At 58.4% G+C, this 17,428-nt stretch carries 16 protein-coding genes and 2 pseudogenes; 9 read left to right on the forward strand and 9 right to left on the reverse strand.

Features of this window, described 5'->3' with window-relative positions; translation table 11 throughout:
* Window positions 1-15: 15 nt before the first annotated feature.
* From CFR76_RS11870 to CFR76_RS11885, 4 genes are read right to left on the reverse strand one after another with little or no spacing between them, the layout of a single operon-like run.
* Entirely contained in the window at window positions 16-1,014 is a 999-nt protein-coding gene (locus CFR76_RS11870; protein WP_110557221.1) for an oligopeptide/dipeptide ABC transporter ATP-binding protein, read from the reverse strand.
* Complete coding sequence (locus tag CFR76_RS11875; protein WP_110557222.1) at window positions 1,011-2,030, reverse strand: ABC transporter ATP-binding protein; 1,020 nt, start codon at window positions 2,028-2,030, stop codon at window positions 1,011-1,013. The genes CFR76_RS11870 and CFR76_RS11875 overlap by 4 nt, the downstream gene beginning before the upstream one ends.
* Window positions 2,027-2,908 (reverse strand): ABC transporter permease, encoded by an 882-nt coding sequence (locus tag CFR76_RS11880; protein WP_110557223.1) that lies wholly within the window; start codon window positions 2,906-2,908, stop codon window positions 2,027-2,029. Before CFR76_RS11880 ends, CFR76_RS11875 begins: the two co-directional genes overlap by 4 nt.
* Complete coding sequence (locus tag CFR76_RS11885; protein ID WP_110557224.1) at window positions 2,905-3,852, reverse strand: ABC transporter permease; 948 nt, start codon at window positions 3,850-3,852, stop codon at window positions 2,905-2,907. The genes CFR76_RS11880 and CFR76_RS11885 overlap by 4 nt, the downstream gene beginning before the upstream one ends.
* A 234-nt stretch (window positions 3,853-4,086) precedes the next feature.
* On the opposite strand from CFR76_RS11885, the gene CFR76_RS11890 reads away from it, so the two are divergent.
* The gene (locus CFR76_RS11890; protein WP_110557225.1) at window positions 4,087-4,866 is read left to right on the forward strand and encodes an IclR family transcriptional regulator; all 780 of its coding nucleotides are present in this window, start codon (window positions 4,087-4,089) and stop codon (window positions 4,864-4,866) included.
* A 96-nt stretch (window positions 4,867-4,962) separates the two neighbouring features.
* Here the strand turns inward: CFR76_RS11890 and CFR76_RS11895 are convergent, their stop codons facing one another.
* Complete coding sequence (locus CFR76_RS11895; RefSeq protein WP_167402119.1) at window positions 4,963-6,216, reverse strand: MFS transporter; 1,254 nt, start codon at window positions 6,214-6,216, stop codon at window positions 4,963-4,965.
* 284 nt (window positions 6,217-6,500) lie between these two features.
* Between CFR76_RS11895 and CFR76_RS11900 the strand changes: the two genes are divergently transcribed.
* The gene (locus tag CFR76_RS11900; RefSeq protein ID WP_110557227.1) at window positions 6,501-7,472 is read left to right on the forward strand and encodes an agmatinase; all 972 of its coding nucleotides are present in this window, start codon (window positions 6,501-6,503) and stop codon (window positions 7,470-7,472) included.
* Window positions 7,473-7,732: 260 nt separating this feature from the next.
* Here CFR76_RS11900 and CFR76_RS11905 read toward each other — a convergent pair whose 3' ends face one another.
* Entirely contained in the window at window positions 7,733-8,005 is a 273-nt protein-coding gene (locus CFR76_RS11905; RefSeq protein ID WP_110557228.1) for a hypothetical protein, read from the reverse strand.
* Between the two features lie 88 nt (window positions 8,006-8,093).
* Between CFR76_RS11905 and CFR76_RS11910 the strand changes: the two genes are divergently transcribed.
* From CFR76_RS11910 to CFR76_RS11920, 3 genes are all read left to right on the forward strand, one after another.
* Window positions 8,094-8,756 carry a LysR family transcriptional regulator gene (locus tag CFR76_RS11910; protein WP_244191910.1) on the forward strand — a complete coding sequence of 221 codons (663 nt, stop codon included), beginning with the start codon at window positions 8,094-8,096 and terminating at the stop codon, window positions 8,754-8,756.
* Between the two features lie 175 nt (window positions 8,757-8,931).
* Window positions 8,932-10,104, forward strand: a complete 1,173-nt coding sequence (locus CFR76_RS11915; RefSeq protein ID WP_167402120.1) for an NAD(P)/FAD-dependent oxidoreductase — start codon at window positions 8,932-8,934, stop codon at window positions 10,102-10,104.
* Window positions 10,105-10,421: 317 nt separating this feature from the next.
* Window positions 10,422-12,884, forward strand: coding sequence for a TonB-dependent receptor plug domain-containing protein (locus tag CFR76_RS11920; RefSeq protein WP_110557230.1), 2,463 nt, complete (start codon window positions 10,422-10,424; stop codon window positions 12,882-12,884).
* Window positions 12,885-12,899: 15 nt separating this feature from the next.
* Here CFR76_RS11920 and CFR76_RS18815 read toward each other — a convergent pair.
* A pseudogene (locus CFR76_RS18815) lies at window positions 12,900-13,015 on the reverse strand (IS3 family transposase); the annotation flags it as partial.
* Window positions 13,016-13,352: 337 nt separating this feature from the next.
* On the opposite strand from CFR76_RS18815, the gene CFR76_RS11925 reads away from it, so the two are divergent.
* The 3 genes from CFR76_RS11925 (at window position 13,353) to CFR76_RS11935 (ending at window position 15,440) form a co-directional block, all read left to right on the forward strand.
* Entirely contained in the window at window positions 13,353-13,814 is a 462-nt protein-coding gene (locus CFR76_RS11925; RefSeq protein WP_110557239.1) for a YbaK/EbsC family protein, read from the forward strand.
* A gap of 286 nt (window positions 13,815-14,100) precedes the next feature.
* Window positions 14,101-14,523, forward strand: a complete 423-nt coding sequence (locus CFR76_RS17745; RefSeq protein WP_146222669.1) for a hypothetical protein — start codon at window positions 14,101-14,103, stop codon at window positions 14,521-14,523.
* 116 nt (window positions 14,524-14,639) lie between these two features.
* A complete protein-coding gene (locus CFR76_RS11935; RefSeq protein ID WP_110557232.1) occupies window positions 14,640-15,440 on the forward strand; it encodes a dienelactone hydrolase family protein in 801 nt (266 codons plus the stop codon).
* Between the two features lie 3 nt (window positions 15,441-15,443).
* On the opposite strand, the gene CFR76_RS17750 is transcribed toward CFR76_RS11935, so the two are convergent.
* The gene (locus CFR76_RS17750; protein WP_146222670.1) at window positions 15,444-15,650 is read right to left on the reverse strand and encodes a hypothetical protein; all 207 of its coding nucleotides are present in this window, start codon (window positions 15,648-15,650) and stop codon (window positions 15,444-15,446) included.
* Window positions 15,651-15,779: 129 nt separating this feature from the next.
* Between CFR76_RS17750 and ligD the strand changes: the two genes are divergently transcribed.
* The gene (ligD, locus tag CFR76_RS11940) at window positions 15,780-16,679 is read left to right on the forward strand and encodes a non-homologous end-joining DNA ligase (RefSeq protein WP_110557233.1); all 900 of its coding nucleotides are present in this window, start codon (window positions 15,780-15,782) and stop codon (window positions 16,677-16,679) included.
* A gap of 136 nt (window positions 16,680-16,815) precedes the next feature.
* Here ligD and CFR76_RS11945 read toward each other — a convergent pair.
* A pseudogene (locus CFR76_RS11945) lies at window positions 16,816-17,331 on the reverse strand (hypothetical protein); the annotation flags it as partial.
* Window positions 17,332-17,428 lie beyond the last annotated feature (97 nt).

Raw genomic sequence — 17,428 nt, forward strand, 5'->3', positions numbered from 1 at the left:
AACTGTCATATCTGGTCAGAGTCCTGGAAGGTCCAGATCTTCGCGCACGCAGGCCGACCAGTGATCCTTCTCAAGCAGACGTAATGCCGTGCCGTTATGGGCACATTGCGCCACAGCCCAGCGGCACGACATACGAAATGGGCATCCGCCATCCCCATCCTGTACCTGCGTGCCTTTGCCAGGCATGCAGGGTGCTACGCCAGGCATGGCTTTTGTACCGATACGCGGAATCGCCTGCAGCAGGCTTGCGGTATAGGGATGACGCGGCCTGCTGAACAGTTCGGATGTCGGCGCGATTTCAACAATCCGCCCCCGCAGCATGACCGCCACCCGGTCACATACCAGCCCCATGGCCGTAAGGTCATGGGCAATGAACAGGATTGTCAGGTCCAGTTCATCACGCAGGTCCAGCAACAGGTTGAGTATCTGCGCCTGTACGCACACATCCAGCGCGGATGTCGCCTCATCCGCCACGATCAGCGAAGGCCGCATGATCAGCGCGCGGGCGATGCCAATCCGTTGCCGCTGACCGCCCGAAAACGCCTTTGGATAACGATGCACGACATCCGCAGGCAACCCGACCTGGGAGAGCACATGCCGGATCTGTTCATCCACCGGGCCATGACGCTCCACCAGTTCGGGGTGAAGCCGTAATGGCGTGCCCAGAATCTGGTGAACCGTATGGCGCGGATTGAAGGCAAACAGCGGATCCTGAAAGATCATCTGCATGCGTGCGCGCAACGGGCGCAGCGCCTGCGTGGTCATGCCGCACAGATCGCATCCCTCCAGCGCGACCTGCCCCGACGTCGCATGCAGCAGTTGCAGGATGAGTCGGCCGATTGTTGTCTTGCCCGAACCCGATTCCCCCATCAGCCCCAGGATTTCACCCCGCTGTATGTCAAAGGACACATCATGGACGACATGGGTCCTTGTCCCTGCCCTGCCCCATGCTGCGGGGGTCTCGTAAACCTTGTTCAGGTTCCGCACTGACAGGATCGTCTCTTGCACCGTCATGCGCTGATCTCTTCCCAGCGCCTGCAGCGCACCAGATGGTCCGCGCCGGCGGATTGCAGCACGGGCGATCCGCTGTCACACATGGCCGCGACGCCATGAACACAACGGGGGAAAAAACGGCACCCCGCAGGCCGCTCCGCAAGCCCGGGCACATTGCCGCTGATGGTTTTCAGCCGCTTTTGCCCCTGCCGGATCATGTCCACCGTGGGCAATGCATCCAGCAGGGCGCGGCTATAGGGCATGGCGGGACGGGTAAAGAAGCTTTCCGCCGATGAATTCTCCACAATCTGGCCCGCATACATGACAATGATCCTGTCCGCGATCCGCGATGCGACGGCCAGATTATGGGTAATGAAGATCACGCTCATGCCTGTCTGCGTGCGCAGGCGCAAAAGCAGGTCGAGCACCTGCGCCTGCACCGTCACATCGAGCGCGGTAGTGGGTTCATCCGCGATCAGGAGTTCAGGTTTCCCCGCCAGGGCCATGGCAATCATGACACGCTGGCGCATGCCGCCAGAAAGTTCATGCGGCATGCGCTTCATGCACACATCCGGCTGGTTGATACCAACGGCGTGCAGGTACCCGATCCCCTGCCGCCATGCCTCCACGCGCGAAAGGGCATTATGCCAGCGCAGGATTTCAACCAGTTGGTTGCCAATGCTGAAAATCGGGTCAAGGCAGTTCATCGGGTCCTGAAAGACCATGCTGATCCGGTGGCCGCGTATGCGGTTGCGCGCCCGACGCGAAAGCTGGAGCAGGTCGAGGCTCGGCTCCCCCGCCTCCCGGCCGTGCAGCATGATCTCACCCGTAATCCGGGCGGATGGCGGCAGCAGGCCCATCAGCGCAAGCGATGTCACGCTCTTGCCTGAACTGCTTTCGCCCACAAGACAGACGATCTCGCCACGCCGGACACTGAAGGAGACATCCTCGATCACGGGCGGGAGCGCATTGGGGGCCTGGGGGCCAAAACCGACCGACAGGCCATCCACCTCCAGAACGGTATCGCGCGTCGTCATGCCCGCTCCCTTTTCAGGCCCAGCCCGTCGCGTACCGCCTCGCCCACAAAACCGATGGCCGTGACCGTAAGCGTGATTGCAAGCCCGGGCAGGATCGCCAGCCACGGGTCGGAAACCAGGTATTCCTGCGCATTGTTCAGCAGGCTGCCCCAGCTTGGGTCAGGGGGCTGCACGCCATAACCCAGATAGCTGACATAGGATTCCAGCAAGATGGCGCGCGCAAGGTTGAGGGTTGAGGTAACCGTGACCGCAGGCAGCACGTTGGGCAGGATTTCACGCGTGATGATATAGAACGGCGTGGCCCCCATGCCGATGGCGGCGGTCACGAAATCCTTCTGCATCAGGGTCCGGGTCTGTATATCCGCCACGCGTGTCGTTTCCGTCCAGATCACGAAGCTGATGATGATGATGATCGTCGGGACCGATGGCCCCATGATCGACGCCAGCGTCAGCAGCAGGAAAATGGCGGGGAAACACAGGGTCAGGCTTACGATGGCCTGCAACAGCCACCGTACCGGCCACCCACCAAGCCCCGTGCCCGTCAGGATACCGGCGAATGTGCCGATGGTGGCGCTGATGCCGGTTGCAATCAGCCCCACTTCCAGTGAGGCCCGTCCCCCCATAAGCAGCCGGGCCAGGCTGTCCCGCCCGATTTCGTCGGTGCCAAGCAGGTGGGCGCCGGAAAAGGGCGGCAGGAAATGATGCTGCAGATCGATATGGCGCGCACTGAACGGCAGCAGCCAAGGCCCTGCCGTGCAGGCCACGATCATGCCCAGCACGAATACCAGCGAGACGGTGGCGACACGATCCCCATCCGGCATCACCATGCGTGTGAGCGCGCCCATGAGGCCACGCGAGCGACGCACGAACCCCGTCATGCCGCCAGTCTCGAATCAATGCTCCTGTAACACAGCTCCGCAATCAGGCCCGCCACAATGACGCAGATGGCGCTGGACATGAGGATGCCCATCACGACGGGATAATCGCGATATTGCAGTGAATCCAGGAACAGGCGCCCGATTCCGGGCCAGATGAACACCGTTTCCGTCACCAATGTGCCACCGAGCAGCGCGGGCACGTGCGTTCCAAGCACGGAAATCATGGGCAGCATGGCATTGCCCAGCACGTGGCGGCCATAGACACGCCAGGCCGGCAGCCCCATGGCCATCCCCGTGCGGACATAGTCATGCCGCAGCACGTCTTCGGCAAAGGCGCGCATGTAGCGACACCACACGGGCACCGTTACCGTGACCAGAACCGATACCGGCAGCACGAGGTGACGGATGTGGTCCATGACCGAGGATGCCCCCGGCGCGGCCATGCCACCGGCAGGCAGCAGGCCGAAGCGGATCGAGAAAACATAGATCAGGACAAGGCCGATCCAGAAAGTGGGCGCGGAAAAGCAGACCATGGTCGCAACCGAAATGATCCGGTCCACCACCCGGGCCGTCGTCAGCGCGCCCCACAGGCCCAGCATGGCCCCGATGGGAAAGGAGATCGCGATGACAAGGGCCACCAGTTCCGCCGTGGCGCCCAAATGCGCTGCAATGACATGGGTAACCGGCTGCTGGTCACGATAGGACCGCCCCCAGTCACCATGCAGGATGGCATTGAACCAGTGCAGGTACTGTCGCCATAACGGCCGGTCCAGCCCCATCTGGTGCGCGATTGTCTGCAGTCGCTCCTGCGTCATGCCCGGCGCGAGTGCGAACTGGGCCAGTGGCCCCCCCGGCGCAAGGCGCAGGAGAATGAATCCGGTGATGGAAACTGCCACCAGCAGCCCGGCGCCACCTGCAATATGCCGCAGTACGGAACGGAGCATCCACCCCCCCTTCAGAAACCATGCGGCATGGGAAGGCGCAACAGGCGATCCCCAGCCGGTGGATGGAAAAAGCGTGGATCATTCGCAGGCATAACCATTCGTGGCCAATATCCTTCCACCTGCAAAAATCCGTATCTGGCGTTCTGTCAGGATGGAAATCATGTTGCAGTTGGTCAACAATTTTCGACATAATAAGGGGGTAGCTTCGCCACTATTCCGAATAGTGAGTTAAATATGGACAAGGACAAGAATGTTTCCGGAACGATTCAGAAGGCGTTCGTCCTGCTGCAGATCGTTGAGGATGCCGGAACGACCGGGCTTGCGCTGGCGGATATCGTCAAGCGGAGTGGCCTGACCAAAACGACATCCCATCGCCTGCTGGCCTCGCTCCAGCGGGGAAAACTGATCGAACAAGTACCCCAGACACGTCGCTATCGCCGCGCCGGCACCAACAGGGATCTCTCACACGCCACCCATTATGCCACGGTCCATACGCGTGAATGGAAGCGCATGATCTCCTCGCTGGCAGTGGAGCCGGGAGATGCCTTTTTCCTGTTCTGCCGTAATGGTTTCGATGCGATCTGCATCGATGCCTGCTTTGGCAGTGGCCAGACCCCATCCCTCAGCCGCGGCGTGGGGGGGCGCGTGCCGCTCGGCGCAGGCAGCGCGTCGCTCATGCTGCTTTCCGAATGCCTGGAATCCGAACTGGAACAGGTCCTGACCCACAACACCCCTTACCTGCGCGACCGTTACGCCTACTCCCCATGCGAGACGATTGCCCGGCTTGAACGCGCCCGCCAGGATGGATTTGACCAGGAACAGGGGCTTTTCATTCCGAATATTGGCGGCATGTCCGTTCCGGTTCCGGTCAGCCCGGGATCGAATCCGCTGGCGCTCGGGGTCTCATTCCACCTTTCGGAACATACGCCTGCGTCATGCACGCGGCTCATGCGGCAGTTGAGCAACGCTGCCCTGCGCTTTCATGAACTGCACAGCATGAAACAGACCGCATGACACGCGGGCCGGCAATACGATGACAGAACAGGGCAGGAGCATGTAACAGGCTGCTCCTGCCCTTTTGCTGCTGAACGGGCCGCCCATCATGATCGCTCAGAGGCCGGACAGACGGGCATCCTTTGTTTCCGGCGCGGTCCGGTAACACACAAATCCCGCCATGCCGAGCGTAATGACAAACCATGCCAGTGTCGGCTTCATACCGAACAGCACCAGCACCTGGGGAAAGATGAGCGTGTGGAGCGTGGTGGTCAGGCGGCTGATCGCCACCGTCACGCCAATTCCCGCGGCCCGCAGCGACGTTGGAAAGATTTCTGGCGGATATACGAAACTCAGGCTGTCGGATGCGGCCAGCACAAAGCCGAAGCCACACAGCAGGACAAGCGATACGACAGGTGACGCGTGGGGCAGCACGACAAGTGGAACCAGCAGGGCGGACTGGACCAGAAGGCTGCCTGCCGCAAGGGAACGGCGACCAAGCATGTTGACCAGGACCGCACTGAACAGCACGCCAACCGTAATGACAAGATTGTAGATCAGGCCGGCCAGAAACGGATTCCTGACATGTGCGTCCACCATGACGGAAGGCAGGAATGTATTCAGGACAAAATACGGGATGTTATGACAGGTGTAAAAAACAAGTATGGCGACTGTCCTGCGCCGCTGCGTACCCTGGAAAAGCTGACTGACGCGCCCCCAGTACCCCTTTGCCGATTCTGCCACAGGCGGTGCGGGCAGCGCGATCGGACAGGAAAAATACCGCTTGAGGACAGCACGGGCCTTTTCAGTCCTGCCTTTTTCCACCAGCCACAACGCCGATTCCGGCATACGGAACCGGATGCAGGAACCGATGATGGCCGGGATGGCGGAACTGGCAAAAATCCATCGCCATGCCGAAGGCCCGATGGCCAGCATGAAATAACCACTGACATAGGCACTGGTATATCCAAATATCCATGCAATGCCGAGGCAGCTCATCAATGTACCGCGCTGCTTCTGGGGCACGTATTCGCTGACATAGGTTTTGCCGACAACATAATCGACCCCCAGCGCCAGCCCCAGCACAAGCCGGATGAACAGAAGCTCGCCTGCATTGGATACAAAGAACTGCAGGACGGACAGCATGAAAAAGACCAGCATGTCAAAAGCAAAAACCGGCCTTCTGCCAATCCTGTCCATCAGGCTGCTTGCAAAAAGACTTCCCAGGAACAGTCCGGCCAGCGCACCGGCACCGACCAGACCCTGCCAGACAGGCCCAAGGTGCAATGCGGCTGAAACCGAAGGGATGCCGGTACCGACAACCCCCAGAATATAACCATCCGTAAACTGTCCGATCGCGCCTGAAGCCACTACCCATCCATGAAACCGCTGCATGGGGACATCATCAAATTTCACGATATCTCCGGAAAGGGCGGAGGACATGTCCCTGTGGATCCGACTATGTTCTGACAAAAGCTGATCTCATTCAAGAATATGAGGAATATCGTTACTTATGATGAAACGAAATCATAAATGCAGTCAACTCCATTCCAGAAAATGATTTTTATATTTTTGGAAATTGTTTTGATCCAAATACTATATATAATCCGGGCCTCACCTTCCCGTGGTGAAATCCAAAATCCAAGGACAATAACATGTCGTTGCCTTTGACTGTTCCGCCTGCGCAGGGCCATCGCACGTTCCTCTATTCGGAACCCGTAACCGATCTGGATAATCTGCACGCGGACATTGCCTTTATTGGCATGCCCTACGGCAATGCCTATACGCCTGCCGCCATCATCAATGACCAGTCATGCGCGCCCGACCGTATTCGTGCCATAAGCGACCGTGTTTCGCGCAATCTGGAACGATACGATTTTGACGTGGGTGGCCCGATCTATGACGGGCGTAACATCCGCGCGGTCGATGTGGGTAATGTGCCGTTTGACCTGAACGACCACAAGGGCCATTTCGCCCGCGCCGAACAGGTTGTCCGCAAGGTGCTGGCTGCGGGCGCCATGCCCATTACCCTAGGCGGGGACCATGGTATTCCCATTCCGATCTTCCGTGCGCTGGATTGTTTTTCAGACGTTACGATCATCCATATCGATGCCCATCTTGACTGGCGTGATGACGTGGATGGCGTGCGTGATGGACTGTCCAGCCCGATACGGCGCGCGTCTGAAATGGATCATATCGGTCAGATTTTTCAAATCGGCCTCCGTTCCCAGGGGAGCGGCCGCCCGGCCGAAGCCGAAGCCGCGCAAAAATACGGAAGCCATATTTTTACCGCCTATGACGTTCATGACCATGGCATGCAGGCAGTTTTGGATAAAATTCCGAATAATGGTAAATATTACATCACTATCGATGCCGATGGCCTGGACCCCTCCGTCATGCCGGCGGTAGAAGGCCCCGCCCCTGGCGGCCTGCTGTTCACGCAGGTACGTACCCTGATTCATGGATTGGTGGGCAAGGGGCGCGTACTGGGCATGGATATTGTCGAGATCACGCCATCCCGCGATATCAACAACATCAGTTGCATCACGGCAGGGCGCCTAATTGTCAACCTGATCGGGGCTGCCGTCCGCGCCAATTACTTTCCGGCGCGTCAAGAAGCTGCTTGAAAAAATAAAAGTTTTTGGGTGCCGCCTTTTTTCTCAAAAAGGCGGCGTTCTTTCGAAGCTTTTGCAAAAAGCTTCACCAAAAACTTTCTTTAATTTTAAAGCGCTATCATGATCTGACTTTTCAAACAGTTTCTAAAAGCTGAAAAGCACAGATGAAAATATAACCATTGCGGATGCCGCCTTCTGCAAAAAGCGGCATTCCGTAAAGTTTACTGATATTTCAAGGACTATTCCAAATATAGACTTGCCGAAAAGTCGGTTCAGGGCGTAAAGACGATTGTCTCGCGCCCGTTCATGATCACCCGGCGTTCAATGGGCAGACGCAGCCCACCCATTGCGGCCATGCGCAATGAATTGCCCGCACAGGCCAGCCCCACCTTGTCCACGGCAATGTAATCACGCGATATCTCGATCCCCACCACGCGCCGTACGGCTTGCGCATCAAGGATCTCGGCATCGACGCCGTGCAGGTTTCCAACTCCTGTTGCCCCGCACGGCCTGCGCGATAAGGGAGAACAGGGAATAACGATCACTTTGCATCTGTTCGCCGCCCAATCTGATAAGATCATATTACGGAATCGATGCGCTTTCGTTACCATAATTTTTCCTTATCATAGAATCATGATGGCCAACGACCTGCCATTTGACCTTTCCGCACTGAGCATTTTCCCTGCTGTCTGTGAAAATGGCGGCATGGCCCCTGCCGCGCGCAAACACGACATAACCCAGCCTGCGATATCCCAGGGCATTGGCGATATCGAGAGTCGTTCGGACACATTGTTATTTGACCGTAGCGTACGCCCGCTGGCACTGACCGCAACCGGAGCGGTGTTGCGCGAACAGGCCGGGATCGTGATTGCCGCGGTCAGGCCGATCGCAAGCCAGTTGCAGGAAATGCAGTCCGGCCGCGTGCGCCAGTTGCGTGTCGGCATCGTGGATTCCCTGTCCCGCGCGCTGACTGCCGAGCTTTCGGCCTTCATGAAAACACGCGCCGAACGGCTGGTGGTCCATACCGGGCTTACGGATTCCCATGCGGCGGCGCTGTTCACGCGCCAGCTTGACCTGATCATCGGTGAGGATGACCTTGAAGACGTGGCCGGACTTGAGCGCAGCCAGTTAACTGCTGTGCCCGGCGGGCATTCCCGCACCCCGCACGCACGAGGCGTTCGTGCAGGCGCTGCGCACGGTTCCCTTCGTGCGTTTTTCCGCGCGCTTGCCTCCCTGCCGTCTGGGTACTCCTGCACCACAAGACCAGCCGGAACAGATGCCCGCAACAGACTGTAATGGACGCTACAGGCGACTATAGGGGCGTTTTTCTGAATATAAAATCCATTATTCGGAATAGTCCGCTCCCGTTGGGGGTGTGACAGGGGAATATGTTGACGAACAGTAACGTAATTTGCACCCTGACCGTCATATTACAGACGTTCCCATCAACCCCCAGATGGATATCCCGACCATGGTAGATGCAGTGGTGATCGGATGCGGTATCACCGGCGTTGCAAGCGCATATGAAATGGCACGTAGTGGCCTGTCAGTCCTTGTCGTCGACCGTTTCGGTCCCGCCGCCATGGCATCGGGATGGACACTCGGGGGCGTGCGGCAGTCTGGCCGCGACCCGGCTGAACTGCCCCTGGCACGGATGGCCGTGGGAATATGGGAAACCCTTTCCGAAGAACTGGAAGCACCGACAGGCTACCGCCAGGACGGCAACCTGCGCCTTGGCATGAGCGAAACGGACATGGTGGACATCCGCGCCATGGTGGCCGACCAGAAGGCCCACGGCCTGGACCTGTGCGTGCTGGAAGGCGGGGCCGCGGTGCAGGCCATCGCACCGGCCATTTCCGCCGAGGTGGCCGGGGCATCCTATTGCCCCACCGATGGCCATGCCGACCCGGTCGCAACGGTGAATGCATACATAGCCGCAGCCAGGCGGCTGAACGTGACGTTTGCGTTTGGCGAAAGCGTGACGGAAATCCTGTCGGACAATAACCGCGTCAGCGGCGTGCGGACAGACAGACGCACCATTGCCGCATCCCATGTCATCATGGCTACCGGCATATTCGGCAATGACCTGCTGCAACCATACGGCGTGCGTGTTCCGATTGAATCCAAGGTTGTGACGGTCGTGCGCAGTGCGCCTGTCGCCCCCCTGCTCAAGCAGGTCATTTCCGTTGCCAGCGCCCTGCGCACCGACGCGGCATGTGCCGGACGCCAGCAGATTGACGGCTCATTCCGGTTCACCAGCGGGATCGAGGACTGGAACGGCCAGATGCGCACCACGCCCAACCCAACCGTATTGCCGACGGCCCAGGCGCTGGCCGGTACGATCCAGAGCTTCGCCGAGGTCGTACCCGCCATCAATACGATCGAAATAGAGACCTTCTGGTGCGGGCTGATTGACCATACACCAGACGCGCTGCCGGTCATGGATCGTGTGGACGCGTTGCCGGGCCTTGTCGTGGCGCGTGGTTATTCGGGGCATGGCTTCTGCCTGGGGCCGGTATCGGGGCGCCTGATCTGCGCACTGGTACGGGGGGACGAACCAGCCTGCGACCTGAGTGCATTCCGCATGAACCGTTTTGCCTCCCATGAGGATATGGCTTTCGAGCGCGTGACGCTGAATGGATGATAACGCAGGCATATCAGGACAATAATTTTTTATTATACATAACACGGGGCCAAGAAAAAAACGTATCGTGTATTCTAGAAATGCTGAACCGCGTCCATATGATTCCGCATCCGTAAGGAATGATGGAATTCTTTTTTACTTTGTAATTACAATATATCTGTTGTTATTTTAACACACACGGCTTGTATATCAGTAATATGACCAATATCGTTGTTGCATAGAAACAAATATTGAAAATATCATCCATCCGTAATCGGGGAAGTGGCCCAGGACATACGCCCTTGAAAACATGGCATGACGGCAGTCTCGAGGTGAGCATGAAAAAAATCTTTTACATCACGACCATCCTGTCTCCGGTTGCGCTTTCACTTATGGGCATACACCATGCCCGGGCACAGGCCGTGACGGACAACACCACCACCATCCACAAGAAATCCGCGCGCCAGATCATCGGTTCCGCCACGGATGGCACGCACCACCGGGCCGCCTCCGACGAAAACGAACAGATCATCGTGACCGGCACGCGCGACCCGCACCAGACCGCGCGCGCCAGCGTCAGCCCCATCGTGGTGGTCGGGGCCAAGCAGTTGCAGTCCACCGGGCAGGTCGACGTGCGTGACGCACTGACACAACTGATCCCGTCCATGACGCGTTCCGACATGAACATCGGCAACGCCCAGATGACCGACGCCATCCAGCTACGCGGCCTGACACCCAACCAGACCCTGGTGCTCGTCAACGGCAAGCGTCGCCACACGACGGCTGACATCTCCGACTATGCCGGCCCGCAGCAGGGATCGACCCCTGTCGATATCGACATGATCCCGGTCTCTTCCATCGACCATGTCGAGATCCTGCAAGATGGCGCCGCGGCCCAGTACGGCTCGGACGCCATCGCGGGCGTGGTCAACATCATTCTCAAGCATAACAACCACGGCTTTACCGCCCAGGCCAATAACGGCGGTTATTACGCGGGCGACGGCTTTACCTCGGGCGAGTCCCTCAACTGGGGCACCAAGCTCGGCAACCGCGGTTTCTTCAGTCTGAGCGCGGACTACCACTTCCAGGACCACACCTATCGTGGCGGCATTGACAACCGCACCGGCCAGTACGACAACTTCATCATGGGCAACCCGCGCCAGGAGCGCGAAACGGTTTCCTATAACATGGAATACAACATCACAAAGGACGTGAAGTTCTATTCCTTCGCCACATTCGGCCATCGTAACGCCGAGAGCTACCAGAACTTCCGCACGCCCGCACTGGCGGATTCGCTGGGCCTTTCGTCCATCTACCCCAACGGCTTCAGCCCCCAGCTTGCCCTTGATGAAAACGATTACGCCGTAACCGGCGGCTTCAAGGGCACGAAGTTCGGCTGGGACTGGGATGTCAGCACCACCTATGGCGGCGACAATGTCGATATCGGCTTCTATGAAACGGCCAACCCCTCCCTGATGGCCGCCACGGGATCCACCCCGACCAAGTTCGGCAACATCATGTCCTACAGCAACACGCAGTGGACAACCGATGCCGGGCTGCGCCACGCATTCAATGTGCCCCTGCTGGCCGGGCCGCTCAACTTCGCCATCGGCGCGCAGTACCGCTACGACACCTACAACATCAACGCCGGCTCCCCCGATGCCTATTACGGCAGCAGCACCGCCGGTGAAGCCGCGCTGGCCCCGGTGGATGGCTCCCACTCCGGCCGTGACGTCACCGCTGGCTACATGAACGTCTCCACCCGCCTACTGCCCAAATGGCAGGTCGACCTCGCGGGCCGTGTCGAACATTATACCGATTCCGGCGGCATCAATACCGAGACCGGCAAGTTCTCGACCCGTTATGACTTCAACAAGTATTTCAGCCTGCGTGGCACCATTGCCAATGGCTTCCGTGCGCCAACATTGGCTGAAGAACATTACACCAGCCTCGAGGTCTCCCCCACGGGCGCCGCGGGCATCCTGGCCACCACGTCGCCTGCGGCCCGTTCGCTGGGATCAAAGGACCTGAAGCCCGAAAGGTCCATGAACTACAGCGCCGGGATCATCCTCAACCCGATGCGCAACATGCACATTACGCTTGATGCCTACCAGATCACGCTGAAAGACCGCATCATGGTTGGCGGCGTGTATAACGGGCAGCAGGCCATCAACGCGATCGAGGCCGACAACATCATCCTGCCCCCCGGCCTGACAGCAACCGATGTCTCCGCAAACTACTTCACGAATGCGGCCAACACCCGCACGCGGGGCATGGACATCAGCGCCACCTACCTGCAGAACCTGCACAAATTCGGCAAGATCCAGTGGGATATCGCCGTCAACTTCAACGAAACCCAGATCACGCATACAGGCGTGGATGGCAACGGCAATTCGCTGCTCAATGCCCAGCAGGCCGCCTGGCTGACCGGCTTTACACCGAAGAACAAGGAAATCTTCGGCGGCCACTGGTTCTATGGCAAGCTCGACGTTGCCGTGCATGAGATCCGCTATGGCCATGCCATCTCGCAGATGCAGTATGTGACCGGCGCCAATGCCTACTCCAACTCGACCTTCCTGGAGTTTGTCGATCACCCGCGCTGGCAGACCAACCTGCAGATCGGCTACCAGGTCACCCCGCAGTGGCATCTCGCACTCGGCGCCAACAATGTCGGCAATGCCAAGCAGCGCAAGGTGCCTACTTCCGTCAACTATCTCGGCGTGCAGAATTACGACTACAACGTACAGCAGGTCGGGCAGAATGGTGGGTATTACTACTTCCAGGTCAATTACAGCCTCTAGCGCCAGAATGTTCGGGATATGCCGGGCCGCCTGCCGCATGGCGACAGGCGTCACCGCTTTTTTCCAACGATTTCCTTCAGTGCGGCATTATCCACCATGGCATCCGCCAGAAGACGGTTCAGGCGCACGTCAATTCTCCAATTGCGATTGTCGCAATTGGAGACGCAATCCTGTCCGCGCATCCAGATCATACCAAATCACAACAGCATGTTAAGTCGTCCGTAAGGGCGGCTTTCTGCGTTTGGCGCACCCGTGCAGGATGCACATAGGATGCAAATGGAAGGGAAACCCCAGCGTAGTTTTGCCTGATTCTCCATCTGCGTGAACCTGGCAGACGAAAGTTTCATGATTGACGTGCGCAGTTTCCTGGTGGCACCGTTGTAAAATGGTTTGTGATTGTCGCAGAAAAATTCAGGATGTGTCATCACCTGGGTCAGAAGCGGTTTTCAGGCAAGAAGGGAGATGGCGGTGAGCCGGGAGTCCGTGCAGGCATTTTTCGAGGCGAACGCACCCGATATCGAACCTGTCGTGCTGACTGACAGCACGGCGACCGTTGCTGAAGCTGCCCGGGCGCTTGGCGTGCAGGAAGGGCAGATTGCCAAGACGCTGGCGCTGAAAGTCGGGGATGAGCGGATTCTGGTTGTCATAGCCGGGACCGGACGGCTGGATAATCGCAAGACAAAGGATACGTTCGGAAACCGGCCCCGCATGTTGCCTGCGGACGAGGTGCTGGAACTGACAAGCCATCCCGTGGGCGGGGTGTGTCCTTTCGGGCTGCCGCAGCCAGTCAAGGTGTTTTGCGATACCTCGTTGCGTGCGTTTGACGAAGTCTGGCCAGCAGCCGGTGACCGGAACAGTTCCGTGTGCCTGACACCGGCGCGGCTTGTGGAGCTTGTCGGCGCAAAATGGGTCGATATCAGCCAGTCCTAGAGCAGATCCAGTTTGAATGGACACATTCGAACTGGTGAAGATGCTCGGTAAACAATGAGTTAGAGCAATTCCACTGAGCCAGAGTTCAGTGGAATTGCTCTATGCCCCGTTAGGGCCTGATGCAGCCTGCCGTAGCAGCCGTGAAGTGGAAACGGGGCATGAACAGCCCGCCACGCCATCCTGACACTTGCTGTTGGAGTGCGCAGGGTCCGTGCAGATGGATCATGTAAGAGACTGTTTGAAAAGTCAGATCATGATAGCGCTTTAAAATTAAAGAAAGTTTTTGGTGAAGCTTTTTGCAAAAGCTTCGAAAGAACGCCGCCTTTTTGAGAAAAAGGCGGCACCCAAAAACTTTTATTGTTTTTTATCAATGATTTGTTTTCAACAGCCTCTAAGGGAAAGTAACGATTTCGGTGCTGTGAATGGACTTGGCCACGTCATTTATAGTATTTTATGTACAGGAAACATGGTCAGAAAAGGCCCCATTATGATCCCTGCCAATGAATGTGAGCGCAAAGGCGATGCCTGGATGGCAAAAGCCTTGGATATCAGCAAAAATGCACATGAACGCCAGAAAGCCGCAAGGGCTGCGATGTTTGCCTATGAAGATGCCCGTAAGCTGTTTCCGTCCGGTAGCGCAGACACCGAGCGGGTACGCAAGAAAGGCTACAGGGCGCATGACATGGCCAACGCGCCGGTTGGTGAATGATCCCTGAAAGAGGAATAAAAATTGGGGCGTTTCACCCCGTCGTGATGCAAGGCGAAACGGCCCATACGGTAATCTGGCCTGCCTGTCGCCCCCAGACGCCCGGAAGAAAAACGCCAATGATCCGTATGCGCCGCGTCCTTCTCGCCATTGCCGCGTTGCCGTTTCTCATTACCGGGCACGCCAGCGCCCATATGGTTGCCAAGCCGGTCTCGTGGACCTTTGAAGACGCGCGCTATGGCAGCGTCCTTGTCTATGATGACGCGACCGACGCGCGGCGGCCGGGCCTGCTGATGGTGCCCGCATGGTTTGGCGTCAACGAGAACGCGATCCGCAAGGCCGAAGGCATCGCAGGGCAACGCTACGTGATCCTGCTGACGGACATGTATGGCGCCACGATCCGACCGAAGGATACCGCTGGCGCGCGCGACGCGGTATCCCCGCTGCTTGCCGACCGTCCCATGATGCGCCGCCGCATTGCCTTTGCCCTGGCGCGGTTCAGGGCGCTTGCATCGCAGGCGCCGATCGACACGGCCCGCCTTGCCGCTATCGGCTACTGTTTCGGTGGTGCGGCGGTGCTCGATCTTGCCCGGTCAGGCGCGGACATCGCCGCCGTGGTCGCGTTCCATGGCAATCTCTCGACGGATGATCCCACCCTGGCGCATGCGATCCGGGCGCATGTCCTGGCCATGAACGGGGCGGACGATACCACGACCAGTCCCCAGTTCGACGGCTTCCTGGCCGAGATGCGCGGCAGTCCTGCCCCGTGGCAGTTCCTCGCCCTCGGCCATGCCGTGCACTGCTTCACCGAAAAGGAGGCAACCGCCCCAACCGGCCTGTGCCGGTACGACGCCCGGGCGGATGCGTGGTCATCCATGATGATGCGCGCGTGGCTTGATGCAAGCTTCCCGGCGCAGTAATGGTCAGGCAGGATGTCTGGCCCGGCCTGGAAAGCGGCCCCGGTTGGGTGGTTCTTCACCATCGGCCGTTGGAACTATGCTCATCAAGACCTCGGGACCATAAGAGGCTGCTTGAAAACAAATCATTGATAAAAAACAATAAAAGTTTTTGGGTGCCGCCTTTTTCTCAAAAAGGCGGCGTTCTTTCGAAGCTTTTGCAAAAAGCTTCACCAAAAACTTTCTTTAATTTTAAAGCGCTATCATGATCTGACTTTTCAAACGGTCTCTGATGCTGCGGTAGGAAGGGGCAACCCTGCCGTACATGCGCAACAGCAGGCCAACATGGGAGAACAGCACGAAATGTCCGTTGCAGAACCTCCATCGCCCCACGCCGGCCATACCGTCAGGCTGACACACCCGGAGCGGATCTACTGGCCGGATGCCGGTATCACCAAGGCAGGGCTGGCTGATTACTATGCCGCCGTGTGGCCGCGCATGGCGCCGTTCGTCACCGACCGGCCTCTGGCGCTGCTGCGCTGCCCGGAAGGGATTGAGGGGCCGCATTTCTTCCAGAAAAACACATGGAAGGGCATGAACCCCCATATTCTGGCGCTTGATGATCCACATGGCGATACGCAGGGTCACCTGATCGGCATCCATGACCTTGATGGTCTCATGGGGCTGGTGCAGGGGGCAGCACTGGAAATTCACCCATGGGGCGCCTCGTGCCGCGACTGGGAGCGGCCCGACCAACTGGTCATGGACCTTGATCCGGGTGAGGACGTCGGCTGGGCGTCTGTCATCGCAGGCGCACGCGAAGTGCGTGCGCGGCTTGAAACCTCGGGCCTTGCCGCTTTCGTCAAGACATCCGGCGGCAAGGGGCTGCATGTCGTAACCCCGCTTGAACCCGGGGCGGACTGGGCTGCGGTCAAGGCCTTCGCCCACACACTGGCGCAGGCCATGGCGGCCGATAGCCCGGGGCGCTTTGTTGCCACCATATCCAAGGCGAAGCGCCATGGCAGGATCCTGCTTGATTACCTGCGCAACCAGCGGGGGGCGACATCCGTAGCGCCCTATTCAACCCGCGCGCGCCCTGCCGCCCCGGTTTCCATGCCGGTGGCGTGGACGGAACTGGATACGATTACGGGGGCCGCGCAGTTTACGGTGCGTAACGCCCTGGCACGGCTTGCAGCCCAGCGTGCGGACCCATGGGCGGATTTCCATGCGGCGCGACGGCCGCTCGGAACAGGCACGTCCTGAACGGTTATCGCTTTGGCCCTGTGGCGCATCTTGAAGCTTTTTGCAAAAGCTTCGAAAGAACGCCGCCTTTTTGAAAAAAGGCAGCACCCAAAAACTTTTATTGTTTTTTATCAATGGGTTGTTTTCAAACAGTCTCTTATAATTTGTGGACTGCCCCGGATACAGCCTCTACCTGCCCGGCCTTTCTGGGCTTTTGGCACAAACGGCTTTCATGCGCGACATGCATGCTGCCAAGCCTGTCGCCGCGCCCGAACAGTTTCTGCCGCAATGTGCCCGGCTGGTAGGCTGTTTTGTACCGTCCGCGTTTCTGCAGTTCAGGGATGATGAGGTCCACGATGTCCTCAAACGTTTCAGGGGCCACGGCATAGGCCAGGTTGAAGCCGTCAATGCCGGTTTCTTCCATCCATGCTTCCATCTGGTCGGCAATTTCAGTGGGGCTGCCGACGATTGTAACCCCCATTCCCCCGATTGCGGCATGGCGGGCCAGTTCGCCCACTGTCCAGACCTTGTCCGGGTTGAGGATGGTCAGGGAATCAATGGCGGAATTGATGGCGTCATTGCGCACATGCCGCACCGGTTCATCATGTTGGTATTGCCCAAAATCAACGCCGGTCCATCCTGACAGCAGTGTCAGCGCCCCCTCCAGGCTTATACCAACCGTTGATTGCTATAACCCATGAGCCCAATTGCGCAGTCCGATTGACATGATGCGCCATGGTTGATTGACGAGCTGGTTCCAGGCATGGCAG

This window comes from Komagataeibacter swingsii (assembly GCF_003207895.1).
Classification (GTDB): Bacteria; Pseudomonadota; Alphaproteobacteria; order Acetobacterales; family Acetobacteraceae; genus Komagataeibacter; species Komagataeibacter swingsii.

Bases quoted from the DNA above. Each gene is read 5' to 3' on its own strand.
- CFR76_RS11875 (WP_110557222.1), bottom strand. From the start codon at position 2,030: ATGACGACGCGCGATACCGTTCTGGAGGTGGATGGCCTGTCGGTCGGT.
- CFR76_RS11890 (WP_110557225.1), top strand. From the start codon at position 4,087: ATGGACAAGGACAAGAATGTTTCCGGAACGATTCAGAAGGCGTTCGTC.
- CFR76_RS11915 (WP_167402120.1), top strand. From the start codon at position 8,932: ATGGTAGATGCAGTGGTGATCGGATGCGGTATCACCGGCGTTGCAAGC.
- CFR76_RS11885 (WP_110557224.1), bottom strand. From the start codon at position 3,852: ATGCTCCGTTCCGTACTGCGGCATATTGCAGGTGGCGCCGGGCTGCTG.
- CFR76_RS11880 (WP_110557223.1), bottom strand. From the start codon at position 2,908: ATGACGGGGTTCGTGCGTCGCTCGCGTGGCCTCATGGGCGCGCTCACA.
- CFR76_RS11935 (WP_110557232.1), top strand. From the start codon at position 14,640: ATGATCCGTATGCGCCGCGTCCTTCTCGCCATTGCCGCGTTGCCGTTT.
- CFR76_RS11870 (WP_110557221.1), bottom strand. From the start codon at position 1,014: ATGACGGTGCAAGAGACGATCCTGTCAGTGCGGAACCTGAACAAGGTT.
- CFR76_RS11900 (WP_110557227.1), top strand. From the start codon at position 6,501: ATGTCGTTGCCTTTGACTGTTCCGCCTGCGCAGGGCCATCGCACGTTC.
- ligD (WP_110557233.1), top strand. From the start codon at position 15,780: ATGTCCGTTGCAGAACCTCCATCGCCCCACGCCGGCCATACCGTCAGG.
- CFR76_RS11920 (WP_110557230.1), top strand. From the start codon at position 10,422: ATGAAAAAAATCTTTTACATCACGACCATCCTGTCTCCGGTTGCGCTT.
- CFR76_RS11910 (WP_244191910.1), top strand. From the start codon at position 8,094: ATGATGGCCAACGACCTGCCATTTGACCTTTCCGCACTGAGCATTTTC.